At 69.4% G+C, this 20,340-nt stretch carries 18 protein-coding genes; all 18 read left to right on the forward strand.

Annotation, left to right across the window (positions count from 1 at the left end; translation table 11 throughout):
• Positions 1-278, forward strand: a 278-nt coding sequence (locus tag HY726_19780; GenBank protein ID MBI4611235.1) for a MoaD/ThiS family protein, incomplete at its 5' end; no start/stop codon positions are given.
• A 365-nt stretch (positions 279-643) separates the two neighbouring features.
• A complete protein-coding gene (locus HY726_19785; protein ID MBI4611236.1) occupies positions 644-1,291 on the forward strand; it encodes a DnaJ domain-containing protein in 648 nt (215 codons plus the stop codon).
• A gap of 288 nt (positions 1,292-1,579) precedes the next feature.
• Entirely contained in the window at positions 1,580-1,774 is a 195-nt protein-coding gene (locus tag HY726_19790) for a flagellar motor protein MotB (protein ID MBI4611237.1), read from the forward strand.
• A gap of 134 nt (positions 1,775-1,908) precedes the next feature.
• Positions 1,909-2,652, forward strand: a complete 744-nt coding sequence (locus HY726_19795) for a flagellar hook-basal body protein (GenBank protein MBI4611238.1) — start codon at positions 1,909-1,911, stop codon at positions 2,650-2,652.
• Between the two features lie 169 nt (positions 2,653-2,821).
• Complete coding sequence (gene flgG, locus HY726_19800) at positions 2,822-3,610, forward strand: flagellar basal-body rod protein FlgG (GenBank protein MBI4611239.1); 789 nt, start codon at positions 2,822-2,824, stop codon at positions 3,608-3,610.
• On the forward strand, positions 3,607-4,581 hold the full coding sequence (gene flgA, locus HY726_19805) for a flagellar basal body P-ring formation protein FlgA (protein ID MBI4611240.1): 975 nt from the start codon (positions 3,607-3,609) through the stop codon (positions 4,579-4,581). Before flgG ends, flgA begins: the two co-directional genes overlap by 4 nt.
• 25 nt (positions 4,582-4,606) lie before the next feature.
• Positions 4,607-5,308, forward strand: a complete 702-nt coding sequence (locus tag HY726_19810) for a flagellar basal body L-ring protein FlgH (protein MBI4611241.1) — start codon at positions 4,607-4,609, stop codon at positions 5,306-5,308.
• Entirely contained in the window at positions 5,308-6,456 is a 1,149-nt protein-coding gene (locus HY726_19815) for a flagellar basal body P-ring protein FlgI (GenBank protein MBI4611242.1), read from the forward strand. The genes HY726_19810 and HY726_19815 overlap by 1 nt, the downstream gene beginning before the upstream one ends.
• A gap of 2 nt (positions 6,457-6,458) precedes the next feature.
• Positions 6,459-6,809, forward strand: a complete 351-nt coding sequence (locus HY726_19820; protein ID MBI4611243.1) for a rod-binding protein — start codon at positions 6,459-6,461, stop codon at positions 6,807-6,809.
• Positions 6,810-6,900: 91 nt separating this feature from the next.
• Complete coding sequence (flgM, locus tag HY726_19825) at positions 6,901-7,212, forward strand: flagellar biosynthesis anti-sigma factor FlgM (protein ID MBI4611244.1); 312 nt, start codon at positions 6,901-6,903, stop codon at positions 7,210-7,212.
• A 24-nt stretch (positions 7,213-7,236) separates the two neighbouring features.
• Positions 7,237-7,731, forward strand: a complete 495-nt coding sequence (locus HY726_19830) for a flagellar protein FlgN (protein MBI4611245.1) — start codon at positions 7,237-7,239, stop codon at positions 7,729-7,731.
• Positions 7,732-7,734: 3 nt separating this feature from the next.
• Positions 7,735-9,420 carry a flagellar hook-associated protein FlgK gene (gene flgK, locus HY726_19835; GenBank protein MBI4611246.1) on the forward strand — a complete coding sequence of 562 codons (1,686 nt, stop codon included), beginning with the start codon at positions 7,735-7,737 and terminating at the stop codon, positions 9,418-9,420.
• Positions 9,421-9,659: 239 nt separating this feature from the next.
• Positions 9,660-10,571 carry a flagellar hook-associated protein FlgL gene (flgL, locus tag HY726_19840; GenBank protein ID MBI4611247.1) on the forward strand — a complete coding sequence of 304 codons (912 nt, stop codon included), beginning with the start codon at positions 9,660-9,662 and terminating at the stop codon, positions 10,569-10,571.
• A complete protein-coding gene (gene fliW / locus HY726_19845) occupies positions 10,568-10,996 on the forward strand; it encodes a flagellar assembly protein FliW (GenBank protein MBI4611248.1) in 429 nt (142 codons plus the stop codon). The genes flgL and fliW overlap by 4 nt, the downstream gene beginning before the upstream one ends.
• Positions 10,997-10,999: 3 nt before the next feature.
• Positions 11,000-11,257: a carbon storage regulator CsrA gene (gene csrA, locus HY726_19850; protein ID MBI4611249.1), complete on the forward strand. Its 258-nt coding sequence runs from the start codon at positions 11,000-11,002 to the stop codon at positions 11,255-11,257.
• Entirely contained in the window at positions 11,233-12,993 is a 1,761-nt protein-coding gene (locus tag HY726_19855; GenBank protein MBI4611250.1) for a glycosyltransferase, read from the forward strand. The genes csrA and HY726_19855 overlap by 25 nt, the downstream gene beginning before the upstream one ends.
• Positions 12,990-19,133, forward strand: coding sequence for a methyltransferase domain-containing protein (locus HY726_19860; GenBank protein MBI4611251.1), 6,144 nt, complete (start codon positions 12,990-12,992; stop codon positions 19,131-19,133). The genes HY726_19855 and HY726_19860 overlap by 4 nt, the downstream gene beginning before the upstream one ends.
• Entirely contained in the window at positions 19,130-20,338 is a 1,209-nt protein-coding gene (locus tag HY726_19865) for a glycosyltransferase (GenBank protein ID MBI4611252.1), read from the forward strand. The genes HY726_19860 and HY726_19865 overlap by 4 nt, the downstream gene beginning before the upstream one ends.
• Positions 20,339-20,340: the final 2 nt, after the last annotated feature.

The following is a 20,340-nucleotide window of genomic DNA, read 5'->3' on the forward strand; positions in this document are numbered from 1 at the left end:
ACATCTACGTGAACAGCGAAGCCATCGAAGACCTCCAGGGGCTCGCGACCCCGCTGAAGGACGGCGACGAGGTGACCATCATCCCCGCCCTCGCCGGCGGGTTGTTCGAGCCGAGGGCCGACGGCCCTGCCGCAGGCAGGCCCGTGACGAGGCGAGGCCCGAGTAGATTTTCGAGCCGAGGGGCTGCCGACGAGCCGCAGGCATGGCAGTTCGAGCCGAGGCGCTTCGGCGCCGGCAGTTTCATCGCCGGCGCCAGCGACGAGGCGAGGCCCGAGTAAATCAGACGGAGGCGAGGCCCGAGTTGGTTTCGCCGGCCGGGTACCCACTCCGAAGGAGTGGGTAGGCGCTCGAAACGCCCAGAAGCTGGACAAAAAAAGCAAAAACGCCAAGATATTTGGTATTGATCGGCAGGCTGCGGGCACCTACGCTGAACGCAAGGGGGCCGGCTTGACAGGGCACACCCTGTCCCGGCATGCGACGGCCAGGGGGACACGGGTCCCGGGTCCCACTGCCAACAGGTCCAAGAGATTCTATCGGCAGCTCGGGACCCTATCCGGAGCCCCCAGGCTCACCAGGGGGATTGGGGGACGTGGGACAGAGCTCGGTTGCAGAGCCCTTACCCGACCTTTACCGAACGCTTCAGGTGGATCCTGTCGCTCACCCTGGTGTGATCAAAGCCGCGTACAGGGTCTTGATCCGGATGGCTCACCCGGATGTCGGCGGCGACGTCCGCGTCGCCCAATCGCTGAACTCGGCCTACTCCATCCTCTCCGATCCGGAGAGCCGGACACGCTACGACCAGGTGCGAACCCAGAATGCGCCTCGACGACCCCGCCCGCCGGCCATGGACGTCGGCGCGGCACTCAAGTCTCGGCTGGGGCGAATGCTGGAGCCGCTTGGCGGACCGCCCCTGGCGGCCGGCTTCGATCTCGTCGCGCGGCTGGGGAGCGACGGAGACCACAGGATTTGGTTCAAGGCACTCCGAGATTCTGATCCAACGCGGACGGCAGCCTTTCGCAGGCTCGCTGAGGCCGGCCGTCTCACCCGCCCGCTCTGGCAGTGGGGAAGCGACCTGTTTGTCGCCCTCGTCCCCCGGTGGCGTCCTGAACTGGCCGACCTCGTCCAAGGACCGCTCGGGCCCTGGCCCCGGCTGGGCAGCGCGATCGTCGTCCTGGACGCCCAGACGGGCCTGATCCGCCATCGGGGGCGGACGAATGAGGTTCCCGCTTACCCGATTGTCGCCAAGGCCTTTCGCGAGGTGATGCTCGCCTGCCGCAAACGAGCGGCCTAGGACAATCGGAGGGGGCCTCGACGGCCCCCTCCGAGGCCTCCCCCAGGAATCGGTTGCGCGGGCGAAGCCCGCGCTCGGACGCGATGGAATTTCGCCGGCGGCATGACTCGGACACGCTCCCAGGAGATCCCTCGGAGGGGGGCTTCGCCCCCCCTCCGAGGATGACCGCCCCTCCGATTTCGCCGCGTTCGGGTCGATTGCCTCCTCTACCTAGGGGTTCCGGGCCGGCTAGGCAGCAGCAGTGCTCCGCCCGGCCGCCACCCGGGACCCCCCGAGGGATGATGGATCATGAACCACGCGGCGGTCTCGAGCGCCTCCTGGCATAAGCAAGCGCGGCTGCCTCGGGTTTCGCTGGCGGCAGCCCCGGAAGCGCGGGAATCGGAGGCTCGCAGAATCCGCCCGTGGTTCCTGGCCTACGCCGACATGATCACCCTTCTGCTCACGTTCTTCATCGTCCTGGCGCTTTCAGGCTTCTCCAGGTAAATTTAGCCGCCGGCTCGCCTTCTTGCCGGGGCGCACAAGTGGCGGACCGGCCCACTCGCTTCTTAAGTCCCGACCAATTCAGCCCAAACCCGCGTGGCACGGGCCTTGCTCCTTTTCGGTCGCGAGAGATCGCCATGGTGACCGGCCTCTACACTGCTGCGTGGGGGATGGACGCCCAGACCGAGCGGATTTCGGTCTTGGCGAACAACCTTGCCAACCTCGCGACCGCAGGGTTCAAGGCTGATCATCCGGAGTTCTCTCAGCTTCTCACCCCATCCACCACCGCCGGACCGGTTCCCCCTGCCGGTCCGGCGGGTCCCCCCTCACCTCTCCCCCTGGCTATGCGCACCGTGACGGATCATTCCCAGGGGATCCTTCGCGCGACCGGAAACCCTCTGGACCTCGCGATCAGCGGGCCGGGCTTCTTCGTGCTGGACACTCCCGGTGGGCCTCGGCTCACCCGGGCAGGAAACTTCACCCGGAGCCCGGAAGGACTTCTGGTGGCCGCCGATGGCGCCCCGGTCAGGGGCGTATCGGGGAACATCCAGGTCCTTGACGGGACTGTCACCATCGACCGCGACGGCCAAGTCCTCGTCGACGGTCGAAGCCAGGGTCACCTGCTGGTCGTCACGCCTTCTCGCCTCGCGAGCCTGACCAAAACCTCGGGCACTCGCTTCACCCCGCCCGACACCGAGGCCCTGGTCGCCTCGGCCACGGCCGTGGTGCACCAAGGGGCGATCGAGATGTCTAACGTCAACCCGGTCCTCACCCTCGTGACCTTGATCGACGCCATGCGAACCTACGAGGCGGCCCAGCGCGCGGCCCGGAGCGCGGACGACACCCTGGCGCGGGCTGCCAACGACCTGGGGCGAGTCTAACCACATGAACCCTTCGCACCCTCACACGCGCCCCTCACCGAGCGCGGGCTTGGCCGGAGCGATTAACTCGGGCCTCTCGCGGCGGTCGAGCGCGGGCTTTTGCCCGCGCAAATGGGGGGAGGAATCGGAGGGGGGCGGAGTCCCCCTCCGACGTAGCTAGGAGTCCACGATGATCCGTGCGCTGGTTACCGCATCCACCGGCATGCAGGCTCAGCAGCTCAACCTCGACACCATCTCCCACAACCTGGCCAACGTGAACACGACGGGCTTCAAGCGGAGCCGGGTAGACTTTCAGGACCTCCTCTACCAGACCATCCGCTCGGCCGGGACCCGCGTGGCGAACGGCGCCGAGGTGCCGTCGGGGCTTCAGGTGGGGCACGGCAGCCGTGCCGTGGCGACTCAGAAGATCTTCATGCAGGGGAACTTCCAGCAAACCGAGAACCCGCTCGATCTCGTGATCGAGGGAGCCGGGTTCTTCCAGGTGCTATTGCCGGACGGCACGCAGGCCTACAGCCGGGCCGGAGCCTTCAAGCTGGACGGCCAGGGACGGGTGGTCACGTCCGATGGCTTCGTCCTCCAACCCGGGATCACGATCCCGCCGGACGCTGGCAATATCAGCATCGGCACCGACGGTACAGTGTCGGTCGCGGCCGCCGGTAGCCAGACGGCCCAACAGGTGGGTCAGATCCAGCTCGCCCGCTTCTCCAATCCTGGTGGTCTCAATGCCTTGGGCCGGAACCTCTACCTGCCCACCTCGGCTTCGGGCAACCCGGTGGTCGGCCAGCCGGCGACCGAGGGTCTGGGCTCGCTGAGCCAGGGATTTCTAGAGATGTCCAACGTCTCGGTGGTGGAGGAGATGGTGAACCTCATCGCGGCTCAGCGCGCCTTCGAGGTGAACGCCAAAGCGGTCCAGAGCGCTGACGAGATGCTCAACCAGGCCAACAACATGCGGCGATGAAGCCTCTGATCGTCGGGCTCCTCCTCCTGACTGTGGCGGCGGGGACGCCCGCCGTCGCCGGGGCCGCCGCCACCGTCATCCTACCGTCGGAAGCGACGGTGCCCGGTCCGCAGGTCCGCCTGGGCGAGATCGCCGAGGTGCGGACCAAAGATCAAGCGCTGGCGGCTCGGCTGCTCGCCCTCGACCTCGGCACCGCCGCGCCCGCCGGCCTCACACGGATCATCGACCGAGCCGCACTCAGACAACGGCTGCGCCAGGCCGAGGTTCCGGGCGACATCGAATTCGCGGGCGCGGAACGGGTCCATGTGTCTACCGACGCTGTCGAGGTGCCGCCGGACATGATCCTGGACACGGCCCACCGCTGGCTTCTGGAGCGCCTCCACGCCGATCCGGCCCAGACCATCGCGACGCCGCTCTCGGTTCCCCGGGGAGTCGTCCTCCCCCGAGGAAATCCCACCCTCCGAGTCCACCATCACGGAGGGCCGATCCACGACGGGTTTGTGACACTCGTCGTGGAAGCTTCGCTGACGGACGCGAGCGGCCAGCGCACGGTGCGGTATTCCCAGGTTTCGTTCCAGATCGAACGGCTCCGCCGGGTCGTGGTCGCGGTCCGGCCACTGCTCCAGAAGCGGTTGATCGCAGAGTCTGATGTCCGGATCGAGGCGCGCTCGGGCTTCCAGATCCCCCCCGCGGCCCTCACCGAGCTGTCAGACGTCGTCGGCAAGGAAGTCGCCCGCGAGACAGGGGCGGGCGAGGTGCTCACAACCCACATGGTCCGGCTCCCGATCGCGGTGCGCCGGGGGACCCCGATCATGCTCTTGCTCGACGGGCCGGGATTTCGCATCACCGCGAGGGGGGTCGCTCTGGAGGAAGGCGGGGTCGGCCAGATGATCCGCGTGATGAACCAGACCTCGCGGAAGGAAGTCCACGGACGGGTCGAAGATGACGGCAGCGTGCGCATTCCCTTCTAGCCACAGAGCGGAGACGGCCCGGCGGGTGGCACGGCGATGGGGCCCCCCGCCGCGCGCAGGGGGGTCCCCACACCGGGCGGGGTGCGAGCACGGCGGGGGTGATCGCCGGGACAGGACCCGCCGGGCCCTCGTCCTCGCGCTCGGGCTCCTCGCGCTCGCAGGCGCGGGCGAGCCGGCGTGGGCCCAGTCGCTCTGGGTCGATCAGACGAGCCTGGTGGCGGACCACCGGGCGCGGGCCGTCGGCGACGTGCTGACGATCCTGGTCGACGAGCGGGCCAGCGCGAACCGGCAGGGGGAGACCACGCTCACGAAGGACTCCGAGCTCGACGTCAACATCGGCCGGCCGTCGGCGGGGGGCCGGCCCATCCGGGGCCTCAACCGGATCCTCCCGTTCCTCTTCTCCTCCGATCTCAACTCCGACTTCAGCGGCAAGGGGGCGAACGTCCGCTCCGATCGTGTCACCTTCCAGATCGCGGTGCGGGTGAAGAAGGTGCTGGAGAACGGCAACCTCCTGGTCGAGGGCCGGCGCTCCGTCGTCGTCGGGCAGGAGACCCAGCATCTGGTGCTCGCCGGGATCGTCCGCCCCCAGGACGTGGCGCCCGACAACACCGTCTCGTCGGCCTTCGTGGCGGACGCCGAGGTCCGCCTCGACGGGCGCGGGATCATCTCCGAGAAGCAGCGGCCCGGGTTCTTCGGGCGGATCCTCGACTGGCTCGGTCTCTACTGATGCCCCGTCACCCACTCCACCGCCTGGCTCTGCTGGCCGCGCTCGTCTTCACCGGCCTCTCGACACCGCTGCCCGCCTGGGCCGAGCCGACCCTCGCCCGGGTCAAGGATGTCGCCCGGGTGATCGGCGTCAGGGACAACGAGCTGTACGGCTACGGCCTCGTCCTCGGCCTCAACGGCACCGGCGATCGCCGGCAGAACGCCTTCTTCACCGTGCAGTCGATCCAGAACCTTCTCATCCGCCAGGGGATCAACCTCCCCCCGAACGGCCGCACGATCGAGACGAAAAACGTCGCGGCGGTCATGGTCACGGCCAAGCTCCCGCCTTTCGCCAAGCCCGGGACGACCATCGACATCACCGTTTCTTCGCTGGGCGACGCCACGAGCCTTGGCGGAGGCACGCTCCTGCTCACTCCGCTCCAGGCGGCTGACGGGAAGGTCTATGCCGTGGCCCAGGGTCCGGTCTCCATCGGCGGCGGCTTCTCGGTCACGGCGCCTGGGACCGGCGAGAGCGTCCAGAAGAACCATCCGACGGTGGGCCGCATCGTCAACGGCGCGACAGTGGAGCGAGAGGTGCAGATGGTCGTGGGGCCCCAGCGCCTCTCAATCGCGCTGCTCCAGCCCGACTTCACCACCTCGGCGCGGCTGGCTCAGGCGATCAACGCCGGGCTCGGGGACGCGCTGGCCCAGGCGATCGACGCGGCCACCGTCACCGTAGCGGTTCCGGCGCCCGCCCAGCAGCGGCTCGTGGAGTTCATGGCCCAGATCGAGCAGGTCGAGGTCCCCACCGACGCGCCCGCCAAGGTCGTCGTGAACGAGCGGACGGGGACGATCATCATGGGCAGCCAGGTCAAGATCAGCACCGTGGCAGTGTCCCACGGCAACCTTTCCATCCAGATCAAGTCCGAGTTCCAGGTCTCCCAGCCTCTGCCCTTCGCCCCAGGCGGGGCCCAGACCACCGTGGTCCCCAAGACCGAAACCACGGTGAAGGAAGAGAAGGCGCCGGTGGTCCTGCTCAAATCCGGGGCATCGATCGGCGACTTGGTCCAGGGGCTCAACGCCATCGGGGCCACGCCGCGTGACCTGATCGCCATCCTCCAGGCCATCAAGCGCGCCGGGGCCCTTCACGCTGAGCTGGAGATCATGTAGCGATGGACCCGACCGCGCCCCTCCTCCCCACCGGCGCGCCGAGCCTCGGGCCAACGGTCCAGCCTGGGCCCCCCTCCCCGCCGACCAATCTCCGCGAGGCGGCCGAGGGCTTTGAGGCCATCCTCCTGGGCTACCTCCTCCGGGGGCTCCGCCAGACGATCCCCCACGCGGACCCGAAAGCGGCCCCCTTTACGCGACGCGTGTACGAGGACCTCTTCGACCATTATCTGGGCACCCACCTGGCCAGGTCAGGCGGGCTCGGCCTCGCCGACCTGATCGAGCGCACGCTTTCCGGAACCCCGGCCGCGTCGTCGGCGCTCAAGGCCAGAGGGCCCCGCCCCACCGGACAATGATTTTCTACCCTCCCCTCCGGATTCCGTGTATTCCAGCCGATCCCTCCTTTTGCCCGCGGCGTATGCCGGGGGAAAGGGGGGAGCTTAAGACTTGGAGATCCGCGACATCTTCCGCCTGCTCCAACGGCCAAATCCCACCCCTGGCTCTGTCGCACCGAGCGAGGCTGACCGCCACCCGTCCCCCCGACGCGCCCCGGGGGGTGACGACGCCGTCCAGGTCTCAGAGCAGGGACGCCGCCTTGCCGAGCTCCGTAAAACCGCCAAGGCAGTCCCGGAGGTCCGCCAGGCCCGGGTCGAGGAGCTGCGCCGAGCCCTCAGGAGCGGCGAGCTCTCACTGCACCCCGAGATCATCGCCCAGGCCCTCCTTCGCCACGGGGTGCTGCGCGACCTGCTGGGCCAGTAAGCAGCCAGCCGGGAGTTCTCCCTCGTGATCGCGCGGGTGGAGGACCTCCTGGCACTGCTCGGGCAGGAGGCCGGAACCTACCAGCGGTTGCTCGGCATCCTCCGGGAAGAGGAAGGGGCACTCCTCGCCGGCCGCTATTCTGAGGTCGCCACGTCCACGCCCCGGAAGGAAACACTCCTCCTCGAGCTCCGGCTGCTCGCCGAGTCCCGCGGCGTCCTCCTCACCCGGCTGGCCGAGGCCTTCGAACTGCCGCCCAGCGCCCTCACCCTCGCCCGCCTCGTCACGCTGGTCGATGAGCCCCACGCAACCCAGCTCTTGGAAGTGCGCACCCGGCTCACTCAAACCCTCGCCGAGATCGCCCAGGCCAGTCGCGGCCTCGGGCTCCTGCTGGAACGCTCGCTCTTTCGAATCAGCGAGATCCTGCGCATCCTGCGAGAGTCCCTCGGCCTTGGGCCCCAGTATGACCCGACGGGACGGCTCCTGCTTCCCGCGTTCCCCGTGCTGAACCACGAGGCGTGACCCGTGTCCGGTCTGATCCAGCTGCTCTCCCTCGCCCGACAGAGCCTGCTGGCGGCCCAGCTCGCCCAGCAGACCGCCGCAGGGAATGTCGCGAACGCAGCGACACCCGGTTACTCGCGTCGGCGGGTCGAGTTCGCCGAGGCGCCCCCGGTTCCCACAATTGGCGGGATGGCAGGGATGGGGGTCCAGGTCAGCCAGATCCGTCGGCTCCGCGAGCTGTTCCTCGACAGTCAGTTTCGGGCCGACTCGACCGGGCTGGCGGAGGCCCGGTTGCGCGCCACGCTGCTCGATCGGGTCGGCTCTCTTCTCGGCCTGCCCGACCAGAGCCCGGTGGGGCAGGCGCTGGACGCCTTCTTCGGAGCCCTGGGCGACCTGGCAACGCGACCGGAGGATCTCGCGACCCGTACGACGGTCAGCGCGAGCGGCCAGACTCTCGCTGCAACGCTGAATAGCCTCGTGAACGGGCTCTCGGATCTCAAGCGAGAGACATTTTCGACGCTTCAGGACCGCGTCACCGAGGTCAACTCGCTCGCCGGGCGGATCGCCACCCTCAACGGCCGCCTCGCCGGCGGCAGTGATCCCAGCGTGCTCGACGAGCGGGACCGGCTCATCGACCGCCTGGCCGAGCTCGTCGGCGTCCGAGTGTCCGTGAGCTCAAACGGCGTGGCCCAGGTCGCCGTGGCCGGGAGCGGTGTGCTCGTCGTGGAAGGCAACCGGGCCGGGACCCTCACGCTGTCCGGTGACCCGGTGTCAGGTACGGCGACGCTGACCCTCGACGGCGCCACGCTCGGGGCCCCTGGTGGAGAGGTCGGGGCGCTCCTCACGCTCAGAAACTCGACCACCGAAGGCATCCCGTTCGTGATCGATCAGGTCGATGCCCTCGCCGCCGGCCTCATCCATGCCGTCAACCGGGTGCATGCGAGCGGGGTGGGCCTCGTCGGGCTTCCGAGCGCCGCGAGCGGGAACGCGGTCAGCAGCTCGACCGCGCCCCTTGGCAGCGCGGGGCTGCCAGTCACGCCGGTGGCTGGAAGCTTCACGATCGCCGTGTTCGATGGCAGCGGGACCATGGTCTCGTCGGGCACCATCGCGGTAGACCCCGCGACGACAACCCTGGACAGCCTGGCAACCTCCATCTCCGGGATCGCCGGGCTCTCGGCAACGGTCTCGGGCAACCTCCTCACCATCACTCCGACGACCGCTGGAAACACGGTGGTCTTCGGCAGCGACAGCAGCGACACGCTCGTCGCCCTCGGTCTGAATCGATTCTTCGCGGGCACCGATGCCCGCACGATGGCCGTGGACGCCAGCCTCGCGGCCGACCCGAACCGGGTCGCCGCGGCTCAGCTCGATGTCGCGGCCGGACTCTTCAGCCCCGGGGATCCCACGAACGCCCGGGCGCTCGCGAACCTTCGGACCTCGCGCTTCCTCGCCAGCAACACGCAGAGCCCGGCCGAGTTCCTCGGCGCGCTCACCGGCAGCGTCGGGACGCTCGGGCAGGCCGCTCGCATGGACAGCCAAGCCCGGGAGGCGATCTTCGCAGCGTCCCAGGCTCAGCGGCAGTCCACCTCGGGTGTCAGCCTCGACGAAGAGCTGGCCGACATGGTGCGCTTCCAGCACGCGTTCGAGGCCTCGGCCAGGTTCATCAAGACGATGGACGAGATGATCCGGACCGTTCTGGAGACCCTCTAGGTGCGGTCCCAACTTGTTTCGCCTATGCCGGTCGCCACGGGTCCTGTCCCGGCGAGCAGCCCCACCGTCGGGGCCACCCCCGCCCCACCCGCTTCGCGGGTACCCGGGGACCCCCGGCCCCTCCGGTGGGGCGGGGCCCCCGACGCCGAAGGCGTGGGGAGGGGCGCCGTGCCACCCGTGGCGACTCGCCCTGTTTGGCGTAGTTACTTGGAACCGCACTAACCGGCGTCGAGACACAGATGCGGGTCACGACCGAAGGTCTCGTGAACCAGGCCCTCCTGGCCCTCCGCAGCTCGCTGACGCGGCTCGCCCGCAGCCAGGCGCAGGTGGCCACCGGGCGCCGCCTCTCAGGCCCGGCGGACGATCCGAATGCTGCGGCCGCCGCCACGCGGCTTCAATCCCGGCTTGCGGCTGCCCAGCAGTACACGCGCCAGGCCGATGCCGTCCTGACGCTCCTGATCCACAACGAAGCGCTGCTCGGTCAGCTCAACGAGCTGAGCGCCCGGGCCCAGGAGCTGGCGCTCCGTGGCGCCAACGCCGCCCAGGGGAGCGTCTCCGCCATGGCCGAAGAGGCCAACCAGCTCCTCGAGGAGCTGGTCACCACGGCCAACACGGAGGCGGATGGCCGCCGGCTTCTCGGCGGCCGGGAGACGCAGACAGCCCCGCTCAGCGTCACGCGCGACGCGAGCGGGCAGATCACAGGCGTCAGCGTGAACCCGCGAGGCATCAACGGAACGATCGCCCTGGAGGTTGCCCCAGCCATCACCGTGCAGACCAATCTTCCGGGCGAGGAGGTTCTCGGCGCATCGAGCGACCCCACGTTCCTGCCGCAGCTCCTGATCGACCTGAGGGACAACCTCGCCGCAGAGAACACCGAGGCCGTCCGGGCACTCACTGACTCGCTCCAGACTGCTCAGGACCGGCTCCAGCCGGTGATCGCAGCCGTGGGGAGCCGCATGCGGCTCGTGGAGCGCGTCCACGGACAGACCCTCGAGGAGGCGCTGATGCTGCAAGCAACGCTGTCCGAGCTGCTCGACAGTGACCTGGCGCGAGTGACGATGGAGCTGCAGCGCGAGGAGATCGTTTTCCAAGCTGCGCTCGCCGCGACGGCTCGCACGATCCAGCCCTCCCTGGTGGACTTCCTCCGATGAGCCGCCCCAGAACGCTGAAGTCCCCCAAGCTCGGACCGATCACGTTCACGCCCGGCGACGTGATCCGCTTCCCGGAGGGCCTCCCCGGGTTCGAGTCGTTCACGAAGTTCCTCCTGGTGACCCGATCCGAGTGCGCGCCGTTCGTGTTCCTGACCGCACTCGACCAGCCCGAGATCGCGCTGCCCCTGCTCCCCCCGCTCCTCGTTCAGCCCGGGTGGACTCCGCCGGTCGAGCCGCCGGCCGACGCGGCACGCGACGACCTCGCCTGGTACGTGGTCGTGATCATCGCGCCGAGGGCGGAGGCGCTCGTGGCCAACCTCCGCGCCCCGATTCGCATCAACCTCCGCGACCGGATCGGATGCCAGGTGGTGCTGGATGACGAGCGGGTTCCGCTCACCGCCCCGCTCGGCGCGGGCCGCCCGTAAGCCATGCTGGTACTCTCGCGGAAACCCGGCGAGCGGATCCGGATCGGTCCCGACATCGAGGTGGTGATCCTCGAAGTCAAGGGACCGCAGGTCCGTCTCGGTGTCCAGGCCCCACCGGCGGTCGCGGTGCATCGGGAGGAACTCTACCGGAAGATTCAGGAGGCGAACCGCATGGCAGCGGCTGCCGAGCTCACCCCCGAGAAGCTCAGCGACCTCGTTCGCACCCTGCAGGAACCATGCGCGTCCTCCTCGGCCCCCTGAACCCGCTCGACCACAGGCAGGTGGTCGGCGACCTGGGCGGCCTCGACGTCCGATGCTTCGATCGCCATCACGCCGAGGTCCTCTGGCGCCCCGGCGAGCCGTTCGGGGTTCTCTGGGAGCGCCTCGCCGCGGGGTGGACCCCTGACCTCCTGATCTGGTGGTCGCCCGAGTACTCTTGCCTCCCCGAGGGGTTGGAGGAATGCCCGGTACCGAGCCTCGCCGTGCTGGGGGACTGGAACCTCGGGCTCTGGGCGACGGCACCTTTCCTCGAGGCGTTTGACGCCATCGTGACAGACCGGAAGGGCGTGGCCACGCTCGGGCCGCAGCTCGAGACACCGGTGGACTACTGGCCGGTCTTCTCCTTCGATCCCGGGATCCACCGCCGGCTGCCCGGCGCGCCGAAGGAGTGGGACATCTGCTTCGTCGGCAACTTCAACCACGACGTCCAGGCCGACCGGGCCGGCTGGCTGCTGCGACTCGCCCGGCTCAGCCCCCGGCGTCGCGTCCTCCTGGCGACAGGCATCTACGGGGAGGCGTACGCTCGCCTGCTCAACACCTCGCGGGTCGTCTTCAACCGCTCCATCCGCGGGGAGCTGAACATGCGCGCCTACGAGGCCACCGCCTGCGGCGCGCTGCTCTTCATGGAGGCGGAGAACCTGGAGGTCGCCGACGTCTTCGCGCCCGGTGAGGCGTGCGTGCTCTATACCGAGACCACCCTCGAGCCGCTCCTCGACCACTACCTCGAGCACCCTGACGCGCTCGAGCGGGTCGCCGAGGCGGGATGGCGCCGCGTCCAATCCGAGACCTACCGCCATCACCTCGAACGCCTGCTCACCGGTCTGCCGAAGAAGCTCGACGGCCCCCGCCCGTTCCGCCAGCTCCCGCCGTGGCGCCGCGCGTACTGGGCGGCGCTGAAGGCGCTCTGCTCGCCCGATCCCGCGGGGTTCGGCATCGCGCGGGCCCACTTCGAGCGGGCGCTGCGCCTTGAGGCTCCCGCCGGCCCCATTGCCGCCGGGCTCGGGGCGCTCTTCACTACCCTGGCCCTCGACCTCCCGAGCGCGGAGCGGATCCCGTACCTGGCGACCGCCGAGCGGCTCCTCGCGATGGCCCTCGAGCACGACAGGCGCGACGCCATCACGCTGCTGACCTTCGGGCGCGTCAAGCTCGAGCACGGCGACCCCCGCGGGGCCGAGAGCGAATGGCTGAAGGCGCGGGCCATCCTCGAAAGCGGGTGCCCCTTCGCCGTGGACCGGTTCCCGGTCCCGTTTCCCTTCGACCGCTTCAGGGTGGAATGGGAGCGGGCGGCCGTCGAGGCAGATCCCGACGCCCGGGCAGAGCGGCTCAGACCGCTCCTCCTCGCGAGGGTCTCGGCGGGGCTCGCCCGCCTGGCGGCACAGGCTGACGAACTACCGGGCGCGCTCACTTACTGGGCCGACTCGGTGAATGCAGCACCCGGGCTCGAACAGAACCTCGCGCAGCTCGGCCACGGGCTCGAGGCATTCGGAGAGGACGCCGTGGCGCTGGAGGCCTACGGAAAGGCGCTCGAGTGGAACCCGTTCGACTTCGAGGCCCGGGCTCGCGCCATGGCGGTGACGCGCCACCTTGGCGACGCCCAGACCGAGGCGAGCCTGGCCCACGACGGCCGGGCGATCGTGACGGCGGCTCCCTACTATCGCGCCCTCTCCCCGCTCTTCGATCGAGTCGAAACCGAAAGCGCAGGGAGGGTTTCGGCGTGACCACCGCGGGGACGCTGACGATCCTCGCCTTCAACTGGCATGAGCCCTACCTCCATCTGCTGGCGAAGACCGGCCATCGCCTGCTCGTCTGCGATTGGGCGCGGCCGTGGAGGCTCGGCTACCGGCCGCTCCCGCCCAACGCGACCTGCCTGGGCTCAGAGGAAGAGGCCACGGCGCTCATCCGGGATCGCCGGGTGGATGTGGTCCTCTGTCAGAACGCTGCCGATCTGGTCTGGCTCGGAGACAAACCGGCAGCCACGATCTTCCTGAGCCACAACGTGCTGACCAACGAGGTCACAGGGCGGGACGAACGGCTGGCGGGTCAGCTGAGGGAGTTCGCCCGCACGGCCCTGGCGGCGCGCCACGGGGTCTTCGTCACGATCTCCGAGGTGAAGCGGGAGAGCTGGGGCCTCGATGGTCTCGTCATCCCGCCCGGGATCGACCCCCAGGAGCACGGAGGGTATACCGGCGAGGCCGCCGAGGTCCTCACGGTCGGGAACCTCCTTCGCGAGCGGAGCCACATGCTCGGGACCGATTTCCTCGAAGCCGCGCTCGCAGGGCTTCCGTGGAGGGTCGTTGGCCAGAACCCCGGGCTCCCCGGCGACGAGGCGGAGAGCTGGGAGGCGCTCAGGGCGCTCTACCGCCGATCGCGGCTCTACGCGAACGCCACCACCTGGCCCTGGGAGGACGGATACAACCTCGCCATGCTCGAAGCGATGGCCACCGGCATGCCGGTGGTCTCCCTGGCAAACCCCACCTCGCCGATCCGCGAGGGCGTCGAGGGGTTCCTTGCCGAGGACGCCGAGAGCTTCAGGCGATGGACGCTCCGGTTGCTGGAAGATCCCGACCTGGCCCGCCGAATGGGCGCCAACGCCCGACGCGCCGTGGCCGAGCGCTTCCCCCTTGACGCGTTCGTCGAGCGCTGGAACGAGGCCTTCCGCCGCTGTCTCGGCGCGGCCTCGAGAGCCACGCCGAACGCCCAGGTCCGTCCGATCCCTCAAGAGACTGCCGGTGCTGACCTCTTCCCCTGGGCCCCGGGAGAGATCACGACTTCTCTCGCCCGCTGCCCTGCCGGGGCCTTCCACATCACCGGGATGCGCCTCGAGCGTCTAAGCACCAACCGTTGGTGGGGCGACCTCACGGGCTACCGGGAGGACCTCAAGAGCCCGTTCACATTGCAAGGGTTCCGCATCGCGGAAGGCTGGCCCGCGACGGTGACGCTCCCGCCTTACCTCGCCGATCTCGAAGATGGCTGGCGGACCCTGATCGTCGCCGCCGTGGCGGAGATCGCCGAGTCTGTGTTTGCTGACCCCGAGACCTCGAGCAAGAACGTCATCTATGTCTCGGTCTCAGTTCCTGACCACATCCCCGTCGTCACCAAGGTTGGCGGAGACCGCATCACGCCGGGCGACACCTTCGTCGGGATCTACGTCCATCACGCCAAGCGCTACCGCTTCGCCGCGCGGTTCGGCGAGGGGAAGACCGTGCTGGACCTGGGATGCGGAGTCGGCTACGGGAGCCGGATGCTGGCCCAAACGGCCCGGCAGGTCGTGGGGATCGAAATCTCCGCGGAGGCTGTGACGTACGCCTCGCACGCGTACCACGGTCCCCGGCTTTCGTTCGGCGTCGGTGATGCGCGACAGCTCCCCTTCCCTGACGGCACGTTCGACCTCGTGGTCTGCTTTGAGATGATCGAGCAAATCCGCGAGCAGCAGCAGATGCTGAAGGAGATCGCGCGGGTCCTGCGCCCCGGAGGGCAGCTGATTATCAGCACTCCCAACAAGCTCATCTACGAGCGCTTTCCGGACCCAGACCACTTCCACTGCGGGCTCCTCGAACGGCGAGAATTTGAGCACCTCCTCCGCGCGGAGTTCAGCCAGGTCCAGCTCTGGGCCCAGCCCAGGTTCCGGGATCTCGCTGAGATCACACTCGAGTTCGAAATCGAAAGAGATGTTCACGACGGCCAGGAGATGTTTATCGCCGTCGCCACTGGATCCCGGCGGGTGGCGGCCTTCTCAGCCAGGCGTGGCATCCCCGAGGGTCAGACGCCGCGGCGGCTCAAGGTTGTCGTGGCCACCGCGGGTAATCCGATCGCGACCTCCAGCTACTACGAGCGAGCCCTCCGCCGGCACCACGATGTCCGGACGTGGGGCCCGACCATGGACGACGGGACGCTGGGCCAGTGGCAGGCCGTGGCCGACCAGCACGCTCTCAAGGCCGCCGGCAGCGCGGAAGAGAAGATCGCGCTGCTGCGAGGGCTGATCCGCCCGGCCGATCACCCATGCCCCAAGGGGACGCCCGACGTGAGAGAGCTGCTCCGGACCCTTCCGGCCGGGTGGCGCCCGGATCTCTTCCTCTGGATCGACAACGGCCCTGACTTCCTGCCGCTCGGGCTGGAGGCGCTGGATTGCCCCACAGCCTGCCTCATGGGCGACAGTCACACCCAGCTCGACTGGCGCCTCCGGTACGCGCAGCTCTTCCAGCACGCCTTCGTGATGTTCAACCGCCAGCACATCCCGGCCTTCCAGGCGGCCGGGTGCGCCAGCGTGCACTGGCTGCCTGCAGCGTGCGATCCCCGCGTCCACCGGCGATTCGCCGTGGAGAAGGCCTTCGACGTCGTCTTCGTCGGCCAGACGCTCAGGCAGTGGCACCCTGACCGCGTCCGCCTGCTGGAGCGCCTCGCCGCGGCAGGTCTGAGCGTCCACGTGGCGACGAAGATCCTCGAGGAGATGGCGCTGGCGTTCGCCCGCGGGCGGCTCGTCTTCAACCGGAGCCTCGCCGGCGACCTCAACATGCGCGTCTTCGAGGCCCTCGCCACCGGGAGCCTCCTCCTCACCGACAGCCTCGCCCCCGAGTCAGGGCTCGAGGAGCTCCTGCGGGACCGCGAGCACCTGGTGCTCTACGACGAGGACAACCTGGAAGCGTTAGCCCGCTACTACCTCGACCACGCCGACGAGCGGGAGGCCATCGCCGCGCGGGGCCGGCTCGAGGTCCTGCGCCAGCACACGTACGCCCACCGCGTCGCCTCGCTCCTCGCGGCGATCCTGGGCGAGGACGCCGAGCCCTCTCCCGCCGCGGCGTCGGATCTCACGCAGGCCGCGGGTCCTGTCGCCCCCTCCCCACGCCTTCGGCGTCGGGGGCCCAGCCCCACGCTCCTCGCCACCCCCGCCCCACCCGCTTCGCGGGTACCCGGGGACCCCCGGCTCGTCGCGTGGGGCGCCCCGCTCGCCGCACCACCCGCGGCCCGCGAGGCCGAGCCGGTTAGCCCCGGCGGAGACGCGGCCCAGCTCGCCGCCTACCACAGCCAGCCTCGTCCCGAGGTCGCCGCGCTGGTGCCGCCGAGTGCCCACCGGATCCTGGATGTGGGCTGCGCCGGCGGAGCGCTCGGGCGCCTGCTGAAGGACCGGGGCGGCGTGGAGGTCGTGGGAATCGAGGCCAGCGCCGACGTCGCCCGGGTGGCCGCCGGCCACCTGGACCAGGTCTTCTGTCTCGACCTCGACGACATCCAGAGCCTCCCCTTCCCCGATGGGTGGTTCGACTGCATCGTCTGCGCCGACGTGCTCGAGCACCTGAAAGATCCCGAGCTGACGCTCGGCGTCCTGCTCCGCTACCTCTCCGCCGAGGGGCGGCTGGTCGCGAGCATCCCGAACGTCCGCCACAGTTCGGTCCTCCTCCCGCTCCTGGTGGACGGTCGCTGGCGCTATCAGCCGGAGGGGATCCTGGATCGCACCCACCTCAGGTTCTTCACGCTGGCCGAGATCCTGGAGCTGCTGCGAACGGTGGGCTTGGAGGCGGATTCCCTGAACGCGGTGACCACGCCCCTGCCCGAGGCGTGTAAGGTCCTCCGGGAGGCCGTCGAGCGCCTGGGTGGCGACCCCGCGAGGTTCGACCAGGAGGCACACGTCGTCCAGTACCTGGTCACGGCCCATCCCGCTGCTCGCCCCAAACCACGCGCGCCTCAGAGCGTGACGACGGCAACGCCCGCGGCGAGCGTCATCATCCCGGTCTGGAACCGGGCCGAGTACACTCAGGCCTGCCTGGAGGCGCTCGCGCGGACCGCCACGTTCGAGCTGGCCGAGGTCATCGTCGTGGACAACGGGTCCACCGACGAGACCTCCCGGCTCCTGGCCGACTGGGCCGATCGGGTGCGGGTCATCACGAACCGAGAAAACCTCGGTTTCGCCCGAGCCTCAAACCAGGGCGCGCGGGCAGCGCGCGGGGAGCTCCTCGTCTTCCTGAACAACGACACGGTCCCTCAGCCCGGCTGGCTGGAGGCGCTGGTGAAGGAGGCCCAGGATCCCACCATCGGGATCGTCGGCGCTCGCCTCCTCTACCCGGGGAGGGAGACCGTGCAGCACGCCGGCATCGTCCTCGGCCCGGACGGGATCCCGGACCACATCTGGCGCGGGGTTCCTGCCGACGACCCGCGGGTCTCCGAGTCGAGGGATCTCGACATGGTGACCGGCGCCTGCCTCCTCATCCGGAAGAGCCTCTTCGAGCGCCTGGGCGGCCTCGACGAAGGCTACCGGAACGGCTGCGAGGACGTGGATCTCTGCCTGGCCGCCCGCCGCCAGGGCTACCGGGTCCGCTACTGCGCTGACGCGATGGTCGAGCACCACGAAGGCATGACCGAGGGGCGCTTCGCCCACGTGCGGGAGAACCTCCAGCGGCTCTTCGCCAAGTGGGGGCCCACGCTCGAGAGCCTCCCGCGCTATTCAGAAGACGTTCTTCGCCCCGGTCCTTCCCCGGCGCCGGTCACCGCGATCTGGGAGGGAAGCTTCTTCTGCCACCACAGCCTGGCCGCGGTCAACCGTGAGATCTGCCGCGAGCTGCTGGGCCGCGGCTTGGACCTGGGGCTGGCCAACTACGAGCCTCCCGAGTTCGACCCCCGCCAGGAGCCGGGGTTGGCGGCTCTGGCAGAGCGTCTCGACCATCGCCCGGCAGGAGCCCGGATCCGCGTACGCCATCGTTTCCCTCCTGATTTCTCCCGGCCTGCCGAGGAGACGCTCGTGCTCATCCAGCCGTGGGAGTTCGGCGCCGCGCCGGTTGACTGGGTGGAGGGAATTCGGCGGAACGTGGACGAGCTGTGGGTGCCCTCCCAGTATGTTAAAGATTGTTTCGTCTCGAGCGGCGTCGCCGGCGAGAGCGTCGTGGTGATCCCCAACGGCTTCGACCCGGCCATCTTCCATCCCGACGCTCCCGCAATGAACCTCCCCACGGCCAAGCGGTTCAAATTCCTCTTCGTGGGCGGGAGTATCTCGCGGAAAGGGATCGATGTGCTGCTCGCGGCTTACCTCGAGGAGTTCAGCGCGGCCGACGACGTCTGCCTCATCATCAAAGACCAGGCCTACTACCGCCACAGGCTCGACACCGCCCTGGGCGACCTCACGCGACGCGCCGACGCGCCCGAGGTCCTCTACTTCTACGATGATGTCCTTCCGCAGCAGATGGCCGGCTACTACCGGGCGGCAGACTGTCTGGTCCATCCGTTCCGCGGCGAGGGTTTCGGAATGCCGATCCTCGAGGCGATGGCATCCGGCCTGCCGGTCCTGGTCACCGACTACGGTCCGGTCCGGGAGTTCTGCCCGGAGGATGCCGCCTGGTTCATCCCCTGCCGGACCATCGCCTTCCCGGAGCCGCGCGTTGATCACCTGAAGACGGTCGGCCATCCGGTCTGGGCAGAGCCTGATCGGACCGCGCTCCGAGCGTTGATGCGGCATGTCTCCGAGCACCCTGAGGAGTGCAGGGCGCGAGGCCGGCGGGCTGCCGAGGCTGCCCACCGCCGCTTCACCTGGGCCCACGTCGCCGACCGATACGCCGAGAGGCTGACAGCTCTGGCCAGCAGCGATACAGCCGCCGAGCGCGGAATCGGGCCCCTGCTCGCCAGGGGAATCCACCTCCTCCAGTCCGACAGGCTCAAAGAGGCCGCAGGCGTCTTCCTGGAGGCCGCCCGCCGCGAGCCCCAGAACCTGGAGGCGCTGGTCGGTGTGGCTCACTGCGCCCTGGCCCTGGGCGAGACCGAGCTGGCGCGCGGGTTCCTCAAACACATCCTGGCCGTGGACCCCGAGCACGAGGGGGCCAGGGCGAGCCTGGCCGCTCTCGACGTCGCCGAAGCACCTGAGGAGGTGCCGGCACGATGACCCCATCGGGCCAGCGCCTTTCCCTCTGCATGATCGTGCGCGACGAGGAGCAGCGCCTCGCCGGGTGCCTGGCCGCTGCCCGGCCGCAGGTGGACGAGATCGTCGTGGTGGACACGGGCTCCACCGACCGGAGCGCCGAGGTCGCGTTGGGCTTCGGAGCCAAGGTGGCTCACTGGGCGTGGCGCGACGACTTCGCCGCCGCCCGGAATGAATCCCTCCGTCACGCCACCGGAGACTGGATCCTCGTCCTCGACGCCGACGAGCGGATCATCGCCGAGGAGTTCACCCAGCTCCATCCGCTCATGGAGCAGCCCGACGTCATCGGCATCGATCTCTGGCTCCGCTCCGAACTCCCTCCGGGCCAGCCGGCACCCTCGCTGGCGGCGCCGTACTGCCGGCTGTTTCGGAGCCTGCCGGGGGTCCGTTTCACGGGCAGGATCCACGAGCAGGTGGCGCCCTCGCTTCGCGCCCTGGGCGGCAGAATCGTTCGCTCACAGGTCGAGATCCTCCATCTGGGTTACGCCGTCCCGGATGACGCCAAGCTCGCCCGCAACCTCCGCCTCCTCGCCCTGGAGCTGGAGGAGCGCCCGGACAATGCCTTCGTCCTCTTCAACCTCGGGCTGACGCTTGGAGCTCAGGCCCGGTGGCCCGAGGCGACGGAGGCGCTCCAACGCGCGCTCGCGACCCGGTCGGATCCGCTGGACCCACAGCTCCGGGCCCTGGCCTGGGCCAAGCTCGCCGAGGCCGCCCTCGCGCAGAGTCGCTGGAGCGATGCGCTGAACGCAAGCCGCCACGCCCAGGAGGGAAACGGCAAGCTGAGCCTCGCGCGCTTCGCCGAGGCCCGTGCCCGCTTCGAGCTGGGCCATACCAGGGGCGCCGAGGAGATCTTCGCGACCCTGCTCCAGGCCGCTCCGGACGCGCTCGGGATGACGCTCCACCGGCACCTGGTGGCTCAGGCCCTCGGGATTGTCCGGCTTCGCCAGGGCGACTTCGCGGGCGCGGCCGACGCCCTCGCGCTCGCGGCGACCGACCGCGAGGATGGCGAGACGTGCTTCCTTCTGGGGAACGCCTACCTCGGTCTCCGCCGGCTCAATGCCGCCGCCCATTGGTACCGCCGGGCACAGGGCGCCGGGTACCGAGACCCGAAGCTCGACAAGCGCCTCGGCCTCTGCGAGACGGTCCTCCGAGAGCTGGAGCTGCGCTGAGA

This window comes from Candidatus Rokuibacteriota bacterium (genome assembly GCA_016209385.1).
Taxonomy (GTDB): Bacteria; Methylomirabilota; Methylomirabilia; order Rokubacteriales; family CSP1-6; genus JACQWB01.

What these genes read in the sequence shown, in the direction of transcription:
- flgA (MBI4611240.1), top strand. Translation starts at nt 3,607, where the DNA reads ATGAAGCCTCTGATCGTCGGGCTCCTCCTCCTGACTGTGGCGGCGGGG.
- flgL (MBI4611247.1), top strand. Translation starts at nt 9,660, where the DNA reads ATGCGGGTCACGACCGAAGGTCTCGTGAACCAGGCCCTCCTGGCCCTC.
- HY726_19865 (MBI4611252.1), top strand. Translation starts at nt 19,130, where the DNA reads ATGACCCCATCGGGCCAGCGCCTTTCCCTCTGCATGATCGTGCGCGAC.
- HY726_19795 (MBI4611238.1), top strand. Translation starts at nt 1,909, where the DNA reads ATGGTGACCGGCCTCTACACTGCTGCGTGGGGGATGGACGCCCAGACC.
- flgG (MBI4611239.1), top strand. Translation starts at nt 2,822, where the DNA reads ATGATCCGTGCGCTGGTTACCGCATCCACCGGCATGCAGGCTCAGCAG.
- HY726_19855 (MBI4611250.1), top strand. Translation starts at nt 11,233, where the DNA reads ATGCGCGTCCTCCTCGGCCCCCTGAACCCGCTCGACCACAGGCAGGTG.
- HY726_19820 (MBI4611243.1), top strand. Translation starts at nt 6,459, where the DNA reads ATGGACCCGACCGCGCCCCTCCTCCCCACCGGCGCGCCGAGCCTCGGG.
- fliW (MBI4611248.1), top strand. Translation starts at nt 10,568, where the DNA reads ATGAGCCGCCCCAGAACGCTGAAGTCCCCCAAGCTCGGACCGATCACG.
- HY726_19790 (MBI4611237.1), top strand. Translation starts at nt 1,580, where the DNA reads ATGAACCACGCGGCGGTCTCGAGCGCCTCCTGGCATAAGCAAGCGCGG.
- HY726_19815 (MBI4611242.1), top strand. Translation starts at nt 5,308, where the DNA reads ATGCCCCGTCACCCACTCCACCGCCTGGCTCTGCTGGCCGCGCTCGTC.
- csrA (MBI4611249.1), top strand. Translation starts at nt 11,000, where the DNA reads ATGCTGGTACTCTCGCGGAAACCCGGCGAGCGGATCCGGATCGGTCCC.